The sequence below is a fragment of the Pseudarthrobacter enclensis genome, from assembly GCF_030811655.1.
Classification (GTDB): domain Bacteria; phylum Actinomycetota; class Actinomycetes; order Actinomycetales; family Micrococcaceae; genus Arthrobacter; species Arthrobacter enclensis_A.
Genome location: NZ_JAUSRE010000007.1, coordinates 1 through 13,582, shown reverse-complemented (window position 1 = coordinate 13,582; position 13,582 = coordinate 1). Strand labels below are relative to the sequence as shown.

At 66.0% G+C, this 13,582-nt stretch carries 11 protein-coding genes and 1 tRNA gene; 3 read left to right on the top strand and 9 right to left on the bottom strand.

Annotated elements, in window-relative coordinates:
• Positions 1-168: 168 nt before the first annotated feature.
• The 5 genes from J2X98_RS08230 to galU all read right to left on the bottom strand — a co-directional run bounded on the left by J2X98_RS08230 (position 169) and on the right by galU (position 4,026).
• Positions 169-1,191, bottom strand: a complete 1,023-nt coding sequence (locus J2X98_RS08230; protein ID WP_307306519.1) for a LacI family DNA-binding transcriptional regulator — start codon at positions 1,189-1,191, stop codon at positions 169-171.
• An 84-nt stretch (positions 1,192-1,275) separates the two neighbouring features.
• A tRNA-Ala gene (locus J2X98_RS08225) sits at positions 1,276-1,348 on the bottom strand.
• Between the two features lie 133 nt (positions 1,349-1,481).
• Positions 1,482-2,390 carry a hypothetical protein gene (locus J2X98_RS08220; protein WP_307306844.1) on the bottom strand — a complete coding sequence of 303 codons (909 nt, stop codon included), beginning with the start codon at positions 2,388-2,390 and terminating at the stop codon, positions 1,482-1,484.
• Between the two features lie 105 nt (positions 2,391-2,495).
• Positions 2,496-3,116, bottom strand: coding sequence for a GNAT family N-acetyltransferase (locus J2X98_RS08215; protein ID WP_141942496.1), 621 nt, complete (start codon positions 3,114-3,116; stop codon positions 2,496-2,498).
• Positions 3,117-3,120: 4 nt separating this feature from the next.
• Positions 3,121-4,026: a UTP--glucose-1-phosphate uridylyltransferase GalU gene (galU, locus tag J2X98_RS08210; protein ID WP_141942498.1), complete on the bottom strand. Its 906-nt coding sequence runs from the start codon at positions 4,024-4,026 to the stop codon at positions 3,121-3,123.
• 114 nt (positions 4,027-4,140) lie between these two features.
• Here galU and J2X98_RS08205 point away from each other — a divergent pair, with 114 nt between their 5' ends.
• From J2X98_RS08205 to J2X98_RS08195, 3 genes are all read left to right on the top strand, one after another.
• On the top strand, positions 4,141-4,761 hold the full coding sequence (locus tag J2X98_RS08205; RefSeq protein WP_307306513.1) for a 5-formyltetrahydrofolate cyclo-ligase: 621 nt from the start codon (positions 4,141-4,143) through the stop codon (positions 4,759-4,761).
• A 111-nt stretch (positions 4,762-4,872) separates the two neighbouring features.
• The gene (locus J2X98_RS08200) at positions 4,873-5,145 is read left to right on the top strand and encodes an FmdB family zinc ribbon protein (RefSeq protein ID WP_141942502.1); all 273 of its coding nucleotides are present in this window, start codon (positions 4,873-4,875) and stop codon (positions 5,143-5,145) included.
• A gap of 113 nt (positions 5,146-5,258) precedes the next feature.
• Entirely contained in the window at positions 5,259-5,987 is a 729-nt protein-coding gene (locus tag J2X98_RS08195) for an RcpC/CpaB family pilus assembly protein (RefSeq protein ID WP_307306508.1), read from the top strand.
• Positions 5,988-6,022: 35 nt separating this feature from the next.
• On the opposite strand, the gene J2X98_RS08190 is transcribed toward J2X98_RS08195, so the two are convergent.
• The 4 genes from J2X98_RS08190 to J2X98_RS08175 all read right to left on the bottom strand — a co-directional run bounded on the left by J2X98_RS08190 (position 6,023) and on the right by J2X98_RS08175 (position 13,435).
• On the bottom strand, positions 6,023-10,219 hold the full coding sequence (locus J2X98_RS08190) for a DUF4011 domain-containing protein (protein ID WP_307306505.1): 4,197 nt from the start codon (positions 10,217-10,219) through the stop codon (positions 6,023-6,025).
• Between the two features lie 128 nt (positions 10,220-10,347).
• Entirely contained in the window at positions 10,348-11,937 is a 1,590-nt protein-coding gene (gene guaA, locus J2X98_RS08185) for a glutamine-hydrolyzing GMP synthase (protein ID WP_307306502.1), read from the bottom strand.
• A gap of 113 nt (positions 11,938-12,050) precedes the next feature.
• The gene (locus tag J2X98_RS08180; protein WP_307306500.1) at positions 12,051-12,560 is read right to left on the bottom strand and encodes a DUF3817 domain-containing protein; all 510 of its coding nucleotides are present in this window, start codon (positions 12,558-12,560) and stop codon (positions 12,051-12,053) included.
• Complete coding sequence (locus J2X98_RS08175; protein ID WP_141942510.1) at positions 12,557-13,435, bottom strand: SURF1 family protein; 879 nt, start codon at positions 13,433-13,435, stop codon at positions 12,557-12,559. Before J2X98_RS08175 ends, J2X98_RS08180 begins: the two co-directional genes overlap by 4 nt.
• Positions 13,436-13,582 lie beyond the last annotated feature (147 nt).

Sequence of the window (13,582 nt, the reverse complement as noted above, 5' to 3'; positions counted from 1 at the left end):
TTGGGAGTCGCTAGCTCGGGAAACCTCAGGTTTGATGGATCGATTCAGCAACTTTGCCGAATCGATCCACCATGAAGGAAAAGGATTAGCGCCGGGGATCCCTAGGCTTTGAGGGATCGATTCAGCACTTCGCCGATCGTGTCAGGTGATGTGGATCACTGTCAAGGGTTACAGGGATGAAGGCACTCCATGACAACCGCAGGATTCCCGCACCATGAGCTCCGGGGCGAAAATCTTTTCCGTTACGCCTCCCGAAGGGGTTGCGATCTCCTCCAAAAGCAGTTCAGCAACCGCCCGTCCGAGCCTTTCGGGGTGGGTAGCGACGGATGTCAGGGGAGGTTCCCAGAGCGCCGCTGTCCGGACATCGTCGTAACCAATGACCCGCACTTCGCTGGCTCTTCCCGCCTCACGCAACGCCCGATAAACCCCAAAGGCAACCCCGTCGCTCTGGCAGATAATCGCTTCCGGAAGCTGGCGTGCCTGGAGGAGGCGTTTGCCTGCCTCCAGACCACCTGCCCCGTTCGACGCGCTTTCAATCTCCGTGAACCGGTCAGGTTCCAGTCCAGCTTCCCTCAGTGCTGAACGCACGCCCTCGATGCGGTCGCGGCGGGACAGGTGGCCGGAAAAGCCCCCAACGAATGCGTAAGTTTGGCAACCGTGGGCCAGGAGGTGTTGCGCCGCCAGGCGGCCACCTAACCTGTCGTCTGGTCCCACGTAAGGCGCGGGCATGCCTTCCAGGTACTTCGTTACGAAGACGTGCGGCATCCGAGAGGCTTCGAGACCCTCCAGAAAGCTACGGCTGGAGCCGGTGGCCGGCATGATGGCAAGCCCAGCTACCTGGTATTCACGGAGCTCATTAACGAGCTCGTCCTGCCGCACCGGGTTGTCTGACGACGCGACAACAAGGGAGCGGAACCCTGCTTCAGCCAAGGCGGACTCAAGACCCACGAGGAGTTCGCCAAAGAAGGGGTTGGCAATGTCGGTAACCACGACGCCGACGGTGGTCGTCCGCCGCGTTCGAAGCGATGCGGCGCCACGGTTGTAAACATAACCGAGCTCGCGCATGGCCTGATGGACTCGATCCCGCGTCTCGGAGGACACACGCCCCGTGCCCGTGAGCACATTCGAGGCCGTCGTCCTGGACACGCCAGCGTGGGCGGCAACGTTTTTAAGCGTGACAGCAAGGTCCATCCGCAAAAGATAGCACTCCCGCCCGTGTACGGAGCCCAGAAATGCTCCTCCCGTCCATGGTCCCGGACGAGGGCCTGCAATTTGTGGAGCTAAGGAGATTCGAACTCCTGACCTCTTCGATGCGAACGAAGCGCTCTACCAACTGAGCTATAGCCCCGGATCTTTTCCGCGTCCTGCGGGAGACCGCGGCCGGTGCGGAACCGGTGTCCCTAGGCTACAAATTTTCCCGGCCCAACGCCAATTGGCGCGGGCAGGGTGCGGGAAGGACCCCGGCGCGCCCCCACCTGACCCTAAGCGCGGCGGCGCTGAAGGACGTCGTCGAGGTTGCTGAGTGCGCTCTGTGCCTTGGACAGCTGCTGCGCTTCCGCACCGTCGGCGGGCGCCGTAGCGGCAGCGCCCTTCTTCAGTGAAGGCTTGCCAACTGCCTTGGGGGCTTCCGGGAGTTCGAGTGGCTTCGGCTCAGGGCGCTGGGCCTTTGCGGCCTCCACGTAGACAGGCTTCGGAACTTCCACCGGCTCCCAAGGGGTACCGGCGGACGCGGCTGCAGCAGCGGGGGCTGCAGTAGTGTCACCGGCCGCCACAGCCACGGCGAGTGCTGCTTCACGGAGTTCCACCGCAGTCAATGGCTTGATCCTGGCCTGCCCCGCCTCGGCATCAAAGAGAGGGCTGTCCGGCCGCGCAGGAGCGGAGGCAGGCTTTTCAGGATTGACGATGGCGGCGTCCGGACGGCGCGCCGGAGCGCTCATCGCCGAGCGGAAAGCGGCGTTGACCTTGGCCTTGCGGTCCCGGACGGCAAGCGAGCGCAGCAACGCCACCGACCCGGCGGCCAGCAGGGCGCCCAGGAGTGGAAGGGCCGGTGTACCGATACCGAACGGAAGCAGTACACCCGAAATGAAGGCCGTGACCAGGGACAGCAGCCCAACAACGGCCAGGGCGGTCCGACCGTAGCGGACGCGGAACCGGGCCGGCTGCGGGGTGCTTGCAGTGCCGGCACCGGGTGCGGCACTCTTCCTGGGTTCCATGGCTTTCTCCTGCTGGACGGCAACGTTCAGGACCACGCCGGGCAGCTGGTCCGGCTTCTCATCGGCGTGGGCGTCCGCCAGGAAGTCGGCGGCGACCTGGAACTGGCGCCGGCGGTTCCTGAGGACGTAAGGGGCAACCCATACAATCCAGAGCGCGACGGCAACCACAAGGATCACTGAGCTGCTAAGGGGGAAGTCCACACTCAAAACCGTATGAGCATCATGCCTGCTCAGGGCGCATTACCACCGGTGTGTCGTGCCCCCACCGGCAAACCGTTGGATTTAAGAGCGGCGGGAGGCCAGCCACGGGCCGAGAAGCCCGTCCGGGACTTCCTCCGCAGTGAGCGCGAACGAGCGGTGGTCGGCCCATTTGCCGTTGATGTGCAGGAAACGGGGCCGGTACCCCTCGTCCCTGAAACCCAGTTTCTCCACTACCCGCAGGCTGGGGCCGTTCTCCGGCCGGATGTTGATTTCCATCCGGTGCAGGCCGAGGGCGCGGAAGCAGTGGTCCGTCACCAGTGCCACGGAGGTGGGCGCAATCCCCCGCCCCGCACGCTCCCGGTCCACCCAGTACCCCAGGGTGGCCATCATGGCCGAACCCCAGACGATGGACGATACCGTCAGCTGGCCCACGATGGCGGGGTTCCTCAGGCCCGGCATCCACTCGGTGATGAGGAAAGGCAGCGCTGTGGCCTGGGCGGCCTGGACATTGAGGGAGCGGACCATGTGCCGGTAATCGGGCAGGCCGCCTGCAGGATCCGGGTTGGAGGCCTCCCACGGCGCCAGCCACTCACTGTTGCGCGACCGTACGGCGGTCCACTCTTTCTTATCGCGGTACCGGATGGGCCGCAGGACCAGGTCGCCGCATTCGAGGGTGACCGGCCAAATGGGACCAGTGCGCATCGCGTTACCGGGAGAGGCCGGCCGTGAACCCGGGCAGCCATTCCCTCAGGCCGGGCCCCAGGTCCTCGCTGTCGATGGCCAGCTGGACGCATGCCTTGAGGTAGCTCAGCTTGTCGCCGGTGTCGTAGCGGCGCCCGCGGAACACGACGCCGTACACGCCGTGCCCCTCGCCGTCGCCCTGCGCGAGCTCCTGCAAGGCATCGGTCAACTGGATTTCGCCGCCGCGTCCCGGCTCAGTGCGCTCAAGGACTTCGAACACTGCGGGATGGAGGACATAGCGCCCGATCAGCGCCAGGTTGGAGGGCGCTTCCTCCGGGGAAGGCTTTTCCACCAGCCGGTTGACCCGGACGTAGTCCTCGCCCTCGATTTCCTGGACGTCCGCGCAACCATAGGCGCTGATCTGCGAAGGTTCCACCTCAATGAGGGCCACCACGGACCCTCCCGTTTCCGCCTGGACATCGATCATGGTGCTGAGGAGTTCATCGCGGGCATCTATCAGGTCGTCCCCCAGCAGGACAGCGAAGGCTTCATTGCCGACGTGTTGCTTGGCGCGGAGCACTGCGTGACCCAGGCCGTGGGGGTCGCCCTGCCGGACGTAATGGATGTCGCCCAGCTGGCTGGCGGCCTGGATGGATGCCAGTTTCTCCTCGTCCCCCTTGTCCTTCAGGGTTGATTCCAGTGACGGCACCCTGTCGAAGTGGTCCTCCAGAGCCCGCTTGTTGCGGCCGGTGATCATCAGGATGTCATTAAGGCCCACGTGGACAGCTTCCTCCACCACGTACTGGATGGCAGGCTTGTCTACGACGGGGAGCATTTCCTTGGGCATCGCCTTGGTGGCGGGCAGGAACCTGGTACCCAGGCCCGCTGCGGGAATGACGGCTTTGCGGACTCTGGGGTTACTGGTGTTCACCGGTCTAATCTAGCGTCAGTCCCGTCTTTCGGTAACTACCGGCGCGTCAGACGGGTGCCGGGGCAGTTAAGCGGTGACCCGACGCGTACTTACAGGACAGGCAGGAAGGACACAATGCTTCAGGAAACGAATACGGTCAAGGATGATATCCGGGCCGCCCACCGGCGGCGGCGGGCAAGCCTGCTGCCGGAGCAACTCGAAGCTGCAGGCGTGGCCCTGGCCGTCCACGGGGAAGCCTGGGCCGGCACGGTGACAGGCCGCAGCCCAGGAACGGCGTGCGTCTACCTCGGCGTTGGGCAGGAACCCCCAACGTTGCCCCTGATTGCAGCTTTGCACCGCGGCGGACACAAAGTCCTGCTTCCGGTGTGTGAACCCGGGCGGGAACTGGGCTGGGTGTTCTGGACCCCGGATACCAGGTTTGAGCGCAGCAAATACGCACCCATCCTGGAACCGGCAGGCGAGAGGCACGGGCCCGAAACAGCGGGCGGCGCAGCGATGCTGTTCATCCCTGCCACCGCAGTGGATCTCGCAGGCAACAGGATCGGCCAGGGTGGCGGGTACTACGACAAATTCCTGGGGCACCTCGCGACGGCTGGGAAGGAAATACCCCTTGCCGCGGTTATCTATGACGATGAATTGCTGCCTGCAGGCCGGATTCCCGCCGAAGAATTCGACCGGCCGGTTCCTGCCGTGCTGATGCCGTCGGGATACCGGAAACTGCCGGGCGGGGCCTGAGCCCGGCCCCACCGGGCGCAGTGATAGAATTAGCACTCAGGCCCTGCGACTGCTAATGGTTTACCAGGTGGCAGCACGGGACCTCTCGTTTGCCCAAGAGGAGGAGCACCAGTGCCAACATATGCTTACGCCTGCAAGGATTGCGGCCACGCCTTCGACATCGTCCAGTCGTTCTCGGACAGCAGCCTGACGTCCTGCCCTGAATGCCAGGGGACGCTGCGCAAGAAATTCAACAGCGTCGGCGTCGTCTTCAAGGGCTCCGGTTTCTACCGCACCGATTCCCGCGATTCCAAGGGCAGCTCTGTCTCCCCCGCACCGGCCGCCGCTCCGGCTGCACCCGCTGCAGCCCCCGCCGCTCCGGCGCCCGCAGCAGCGGCCAGCTGACCGCCTTCACTTTTAGTACGACGGCGGCCGGTGCGCTCCAGCGCCGGCCGCCTTTGTCCACATAGCCTTAGTCCCCGCTCCCCCGCCACACCCTTCGGCGCTAGCGTGGGCGCATGCCCAGACTTCCCCGCCGTCGCCGCGACGGTTTCCGGCTCTCCACACCCCCGCACAGCCTCCAGGCCCGGTCGAAAAGCCGCCCCGTGCGCGTCCGGCTCGGCGCCTGGCTGAACCGCAACCGCCGCCTCGCCGCAGCTTTGTTGTTCTGTGCTGCCGCAGCTGTCGCCGTCCAGCAGCTCACTCCTGCCCCGCTTTCCACTGTCCCGGCGTTGGCCGCGGCGCGGGATCTTCCCGCCGGAAGCGCGGTAACGGCCGCCGACCTGGCCCGGGTCCAGGTTCCGCCGGGAATGGTGGCCGATGGCGTCCTCCAGGACGGCGCCGCGGCGGCCGGCAAGCAACTCGCCGCGCCGGTCCGCAAGGGCCAGCTCCTCACGGACACCCAATTCCTTGGTCCCGGACTGCTGGCAGGTACTCCACCCGGTTCAGCCGCCGTTCCGCTGCGCATGGCTGACGCCGCGTCCATCCAACTTGTTTCGCCTGGCCAGCTGGTTAACGTGGTGCTGACGTCCGCCAACGGGTTCGACCAGCAGGGCCCCTCCGAGGTGCTGGCATCCGCGGTCCCCGTGCTGTGGACGTCAAACAATGGCGGCCAGGGCGGACAATGGCTTGGTACGGGCGAAACGGACGGACTGATCGTGGTGGCAGCAACAACGGAACAATCATCCCGCCTGGCCGGAGCCTCCACCCAGGGCAGGCTTTTCTTCGTCCTGGTCAGCCCGCAGTAAGCGGGACAGCGCCTGCACGGAAGGGGCGGAAGCGGTCAGCCCCAGTGCGGCGGCCTTTGCTCCTTCAGCCAGGTATCGTGGTCCTCTTCCCGGTCACCCCAGCTGCGGGCATCGTCTTCCGCGGCTTTGCTCGGGAGGATCTCTTCGGTCCCTCCGGTTGCGGTCCGCGCCGCCGGTGCAGGTGCCGTGGGCCCGGGCCCGTCGGTTTCCTCCGCAGTGCTGTCGTTCGCGTTCCCGTTCTGGCGCATAGCTTCGTCGTGCCTGTCTTCCTCAGGGCTGCTCTCTTCGGCCACGTGGCTGTCCTCCTTGCCGGCGACGTCCCCCCGGCTGTACCCGCCATCACTGGTCCTGGTTTCGGCCGCTTCGCGGGGCCGGTACCCGGGGGAGGCGGAACGCGGGGCGTCCAACCCTTGGAACGTCTGGTCAAAGTCGTCATCAAGGAAGCCGCCCGGCTGCGTTGTCCTTGCCGGCAAGACCATTGTCTCAAGTCCCAGGTAGCCGGCAATCCGGTCTGCGCAGGAAGAGGGGTCGGTGAACACTTCGATGGTCCACAGCGGCATGTAGCGCCACCCCAGGCGTTCCAGCAGCTGCGGGCGCAGCCGGCTCCGTTCGCGAACACTCATGCTGCGGTACTGGGCGGTGCCGTCCGATTCGATGGCCACGGGCCGCGGAAGGTCCGGGTCGTCCTGGCCCATAGTGTTCAGTGGGTCAGCCGCCGCCACAACGTCGATGGCACCGTCATACTGGTGCCAGACCCTGGCGCCCCGGGCACGCAGCCGGTCCCCCAGGTCCGCCACGAGGGGGTCCGCCCCCAGGGACTGTTCGCTGGCGGCGGCACGGGACGCAGGAGTACCAAGGTCCGTATTGCCGGAAATCTCCCGGTCCAGCAGCGCGTACAGGTCCACCGCTCCGTGGGTGAGCCTGGTGTGGTCCAGGTCCTCGGGACGGAAGCACGTCAGCACGTGCATGGAACGCCGGGCCCGGGTCATGGCCAGGGCGAACTTTTCACGGCCGCCCTCCGCGGACAGCGGCCCGAAGTTATGGAGTGCCCGGCCGTGCGGGGTCCGCCCAAATCCCGGCGAGAAGATCACGTGGTCGCGGACCAGGCCCTGGGCCCGTTCCAGGTCGACTACCCGGAAGGATTCGGGGCCGGCACCGAAGAAGCCGGCCAGTCCGGGCTGGTTGGACAGCTGGAGCCTGATGGATTCGCCGATCCGGGCGGCGTGCCGCAGGCTGGCGGTTACAACGGCGAGGGAAGTCCGCGGACGCAGGCGGGCGTGTTCGAAGACCAGTTCCACCACGCGGTTGACCTCTGCGACCACAGATTCCACGCCCTCATGATCGGCGCTGGGAAGGCCGGTGCCGTCGGGAAGGTATTCCACCAGGAGGGAGCGGTCCAGCCCGGTTGCTGACTGTCCTTCAGGCAGCCGGCGCAGGCCGCCGTCGTAGAAGCTCTTGCTCAGCTGCAGAACCAGGTCCTCGTCCACCGCCCGGTAAACCTGGTTGAGGCGCCAGACGGGCAGGACTGCAGAGAGCGCGGTGAAGGCGCTCTCCACACGATGATGAGCGGACTCTCCCGGTGCCAGCCGCTCCACACCGACGGTGAAAGTCCTGGGCGTGGCAATGCGGGAGTCACCGAAGGCAACCACCTGCCGTGCCCGGGCGATCGAGGGCAGCACAGCCTGAAGCGACGTGGCCTCGGCATCGAGGATCACGACTGCGTCGAAGTGCTGCTCCGCCGGAAGGAGGCCTGTCATCAGGTAGGGGCTGACCGACCAGACGGGAACCAGCGTCCCGATCAGGTCCGGAGCCTGTGCCGTCAGCGCCGCCAGGGAGACGCGGCCGTCCTTGAGCAGGCTCCGCAGGAGGTCCGCCTGCCGGGGCTGGGCCGCGATAGCGCTCCGCCACCGCTCCGCCAGGTCCCACCGCAGGCGTGCGGCTCCGCTGGCGATGTGGGCGTTGTCCGCCAGCCGGTACTCTGCCTCCAGCTGGCGCAGGGCGTCGCCGTCGGACATGGCAAGGTAGTCGTCGCCACTGATCATTGCCTCGAGCGCCGACTGCCACCAGGCCAGTTCCAGCTCGGCGGTTACTGATCCTTCCGGTACTTCCCGTTCAGCAAGGTCGGCAAGGAGCTCGCCCAGGCCGTGTTCGCGCATGTTCTCGATCAGGAGCGTGCGTTCGGGCAGTGTCTTCAGGGTCTCCGTGTCTGCCACCAGGCGTTCCAGGCGTTCCATCAGCTGTGCGTAAGGAACGGTGGTCAGCGAGCCGCCGTCTTCGGTATGCCGAAGCGCCTCGCCCAGCTGCGCCAGTTCCTGCGCCAGGGAGCGGTACATGGAGTTCATCTCGGCCAGGCCGGACGGAACCGCAGGGTGCCGCTGGGTGGTGGCGTAGCCGGCCCACAGGGCGCGCTGTTCCTGGACCAGCAGCAGTGATGAGTGCAGATCGGCGATGTGCACGCCAGGGCGAACGTACTCTTTGGCCACCCGGCGGAGCCTGGAGCGTTGCATGGAGGTCATCTCGATGCCGCGTTCACGCCGCCAGGCGGACGGTGCCGTGGCGGAAATCAGGTCCGTCACCGGCCGGTCGAAGATGTCCGGAGTGAATTTGTCCAGGCTACCGCGCACGGCCACCAGCAGTTCAAGCTGCTCGCCCCATTCGGAGAAGGATTCGCCCAAACGGATTTCGGCATGCTCAGCCACGGCGTCCATCCGGTCGCGCAGGAGAGGAAGGCTCTTGGCAATGGAGCCAACCAGGTCCTGGGCTTCCTCGGTCTCCTTGCGCGTCAGGAGCCGGGCACCGTGCCATGGGCTGGTGGTGGCCGCCTTGCTGAAGCTGCCCAGTTCTGCGGCACGCCGAAGCCTGCCGGCAAGCTCCTCGCGGTCCCGGATGTTGTCCAGGACGCTGCGCTTGAGCCTGACCGTGGTGGCGGGGGCGGGATGGATGGAGGTGAGCTCGGCGAGCGACTGCATGGCCTGGTAGGGCGAGCAGCCCCACCGCTCCCGGACGTTGTGGAGGGATGCCACATGGTCCATGAGGGCATGCCGGTGCTCGGTGAGCGTGGTGTGGAGGTTCCCGAGCTGCGGTTCCAGCGACTTTTCGTTTCGGACAATCGCCCGGACCAGCTGGCCCTTCAGCTGCTGCGCGCTGACGTTTCCCGAAAGCTGGAACAGGATGGACTCCAGGCCCAATGACTCCAGGTGTCCGGTTACCTGGTTGAGGCTGGCGCGGCGGTCGCCCACCACCAGCACGGTCTTGCCGGCGTCCACCAAGGCACCGATCGTGTTGATTGCGGTCTGGGTCTGGCCGGTGCCCGGTGGGCTGCTGACCACAAGGGAGTCACCGGCCCGGGCCGCATCGATCACGTACTGCTGGTCCGCGTCCGCGTCAAGCAGGAGCAGTTCGTCCTCGGGGTGCCTCCTGTCCAGGTGCGGGAAGCGGGACGGATCCGGCTCCTCGACGTCCACCACTTCCCCGCCGGCAGCGGTGGCCAGCGCGGAGACGATGGGGTGGTTGTCGTTGATCCAGGGGTCATCGAGGTTGCCGGAGAGGTCCGCGAAAGTGGAGACCAGCAGGTTGTGCTGGGTTTCCGCGCCGTGAATGGGCCTGATCAGGGTGGCCAGCCGGTCCAGGACGGGCTGGGGGTCGAACCGGGCGGTGCTGTACGCCAGCCGTGTTACGGCGTTCACGTCGAAGACAATGCCGTGGATGTTTTTCAGGTGCCGCACCAGTGCAGGATTGATGTGCGCCTGCTCGGTGAGCTGCAGTTCGAAGTCATCCTCCCCCGGCCGGACCGTAAGGGAAATCGCGGTCAGCATGACCGGGGCGGACACACGCTGGGGTTTACCCCCAACGGCGGACGTCCACACCACGGTACCCGCGGAGAGGTAGCCGGCATCGATGCCGCGGTCGTTGGCGAGTTCGAAGATCTTGGAGCGGATGTTCCGTGAGGCCCTGGCGGCCACCACATACTGCTGGCGGTCCCGGATCAGTGTGGACAGTCGTGTGCGGCGCCCGGCCATGAGCTGGGCCAGTCCCGAGGGGTGCGCCGAGGTGAGGTCGATGGAGCCTTCGGGCGTCTTGGTGAAGCGCAGCATTGTGTCCGCACCAGTAACAGGTTTGAGCCCGGACAGCCATTTGCGAAGCTCTTCCGAGCCTTCCGGGTGGCCTTGACCAACTGACACTTCTGCCTTCTTTTCTGCGTTTGCACGTGACGCCCTGGACCATACCGGCATAGGTTCGAGAGTAGCCGCTTCGATGCCGGACTTGAGAGACCGCAACACTGGGGCAGGGAAATTGCGGAGGATTTCGCCGGGAAAAGCAGTGGCCGGCCCCCGCTCTCGGAGGCCGGCCACTTAGGATGCTATTCCCACTCGATGGTTCCCGGCGGCTTGCTGGTGACGTCCAGCACCACCCGGTTGACGCCGTCCACTTCGTTGGTGATCCGGTTCGAGATCCTGGCCAGGAGGTCGTACGGCAGGCGCGACCAGTCGGCCGTCATGGCGTCCTCCGAGGACACGGGACGCAGCACGATGGGGTGGCCGTAGGTGCGTCCGTCGCCCATGACACCGACGCTGCGGACGTCTGCCAGCAGGACGACGGGCATTTGCCATACTTCGTTGTCCAGGCCCGCTGCGGTCAGCTCGGCGCGCGCGATGGCGTCCGCCTTGCGGAGCAGGTCCAGCCGCTCCTTGGTGACCTCGCCCACGATCCGGATGCCCAGGCCGGGGCCGGGGAACGGCTGGCGGCCGACGATCTCCTGCGGCAACCCCAGCTGGGCGCCCACGGCGCGGACTTCGTCCTTGAACAGGGCGCGCAGCGGCTCGACGAGTTCGAACTGCAGGTCCTCGGGGAGGCCGCCCACGTTGTGGTGGCTCTTGATGTTCGCGGCACCTTCGCCGCCGCCGGATTCGACGACGTCGGGGTACAGGGTGCCCTGGACCAGGAACTTGATCTTCTCTCCGTGGGCCGCGGCCTCGGTGATGATGGCCAGTTCGGCTTCTTCAAAGGCGCGGATGAACTCGCGGCCGATGATCTTGCGCTTGGTTTCGGGGTCGCTGACGCCGGCCAGTGCGGAGAGGAAGCGTTCCTGCTCGTTGGCCACGTACAGCTTCACGCCGGTGGCGGCCACGAAGTCGCGTTCCACCTGTTCGGCTTCGCCCTCGCGCAGCAGTCCGTGGTCCACGAAGACGCAGGTGAGCTGGTCGCCCACCGCGCGCTGGACCAGGGCTGCAGCGACGGCCGAATCCACTCCACCGGAAAGGCCGCAGATGACGCGCGCATCCCCGATCTGCTGGCGGATGCGCTCCACCTGCTCTTCCAGGATGTTGCCCGTGGTCCAGTTGGGTTCGATCTTGGCGCAGTTGAAGAGGAAGTTCTCGAGCACCTGCTGGCCGTAAGCCGAGTGCTTGACCTCAGGGTGCCACTGCACCCCGAAGAGGCCCTTTGCTTCGTTGGCGAAGGCTGCCACTTCAGCGCCCGCCGTCGTCGCCAGGACTTCAAAGCCCTCCGGCGCCTGGTGGACGGAGTCGCCGTGGCTCATCCAGGTCTTCTGGTGCTGGGGCATGCCTTCCAGTACGGAGCGCCCTTCGCCCAGGATGGTGGTCTCCGTGGAGCCGTACTCGCGGAGGCCCGTCTTGTCCACTTTGCCGCCCAGTGCGTTGGCCATCGCCTGGAAGCCGTAGCAGATCCCGAAGACGGGGACGCCTGCTTCGAAGAGGTCGGCACCCACGCTCGGGGCGCCGTCGGCGTAAACGCTGGAGGGTCCGCCGGAGAGGATGATGGCGGAGGGGTTCTTGGCCAGGAGCTGCTCGGTGGACCAGGTATGCGGAACTACTTCCGAATACACGTTCGCTTCCCTGACGCGGCGGGCAATCAGCTGCGCGTACTGGGCACCGTAATCAACAACCAGCACCGGCTTCTGGGAAGTCTGGGATGCAGTGGGAGTAGTCACCGTAATAGCCTACTTGGCGCCCTTGCACCGGCGCATCTTGGGAGGCCCGCTGTGACGGAGCAAACGTTCGACGGCGGCCAGCTAAGCGGGTGCCGGCAGACGGCTGGAGCGGCTTAGTAGCGCTGCGGCGCCTGCGGGTTGGCGGCCAGTTCCGCCTCCACCTCGGCATGGAACTTCTTTTCGACGATGAAGGACAGGAACGGCACCACGCCGCCGAGGGCGAGCAGGACCAGCTTCAGGAACGGCCAGCGCATCAGCGACCACAGCCGGAAGTTGGACACCAGGTAGACCACGTACATCCAGCCGTGCACGATCAGCACGGTCACGGACACGTTGACGCCGTTCAGCACCGCCGGCGGCTCGGCGCCGGCGAACCCGAAGCCGAACGGCTGCCCGGTGAGGGCGTCCGTGCCGCCGGCGAACAGGTACTGGCCGAAGCCGTACCGGACAACCAGTTCGGCGCACAGCAGGAGCAGCATGGTGCCGGTGAGGTAGGCCATGACTTTGTAGAACTTCAGGGCTGACCGGATCTGCGCCTCGGTACCGCCGAAGCGGCGCTTCTTGCCGGAAGCCTGGCCGCCGCGGGCCTGCGGGGACGGGGTGGCGGGTTTCGGATCAATCATGGCTGTACCTTTTGTTCGTGCGGACCGGGCTGCTGGTGCTGTCCGGTCTGCGGCGTTTCGTGCTGGTGCTGTTCGGAGGTGGGGGCGCCTTCATCCTCGAGGGCTTCCTCCAGGTCGCGATGGTAATCGTCTTTGACCAGCCGCCACCAGATAAAGAAGGCGAAGCCCGCGAAGACCACCCACTCGATGGAGTAGAAGAGGTTGAGCCAGTTGATGTGCTGTCCTGGCGGCTGCGGCCCGATATTCAGGGGCTGGAGCTTCCCCGGTGCTGCGGCGGCACTGACGTCCTGGCCGCCCACCACCTCTGCGGTGGCTGACACGAAGCCGGGGTAGCTGCTCACCTCCCAATCGTTGATAAGCTCCGCCACGGAAACGGCTGAAGCTTCTCCGGGCTTGGGGTCTTTCCCGCCCACGGGGGCTTCGGAGGGCAGCAGGCGCCCGGTCAGTTGAACAGCGCCCGACGGCGGTGCTGCCGCATCCCCGGGTTCGGCCACCCAACCGCGGGCCACGGGGATCCAGGTTTGTGGTGAGGCGCCGGCTCCCGTCAGCGCGGGCGCGCCGCTGACGGCGAAGGCGCTCACGACCCAGTAGCCGGTCTTCCCGTCGTGGAGCCTGCCTGGTATCAGCACTTGCTTGTCGGGACTGTACGTTCCCTGCGCAGTGACCATCTGGTCAGCAACGCTGCCATGGAAAAACTCGCCGGGCTGCAGGGTGCCGGTGAGCGGCTGGACCTGCTCGGACGCCGGATTCACCGGGACCTCGGGTTGCGTGGAGCGGCCGAACTGCCACTGGCTCAGCAGCACGAACACCCCGGAGAGAACGATCGCCAAGACAAAGCCAGCGATCCATCGGGGCTTAAGGGCTGTTTTCCACACGTCTTAACCGTACTTCGTACTTCTGTAGAACAACTAAACGCGGGGCTTCCGCCCCCGTTACCTTTTTCGTAGCCCGTTCCTGTTGCAGGATGAGGGTGTGTTGGCCGGTCGGTCCCGGCATGGTTTCTGCCCCCAGTCGTTTCATGA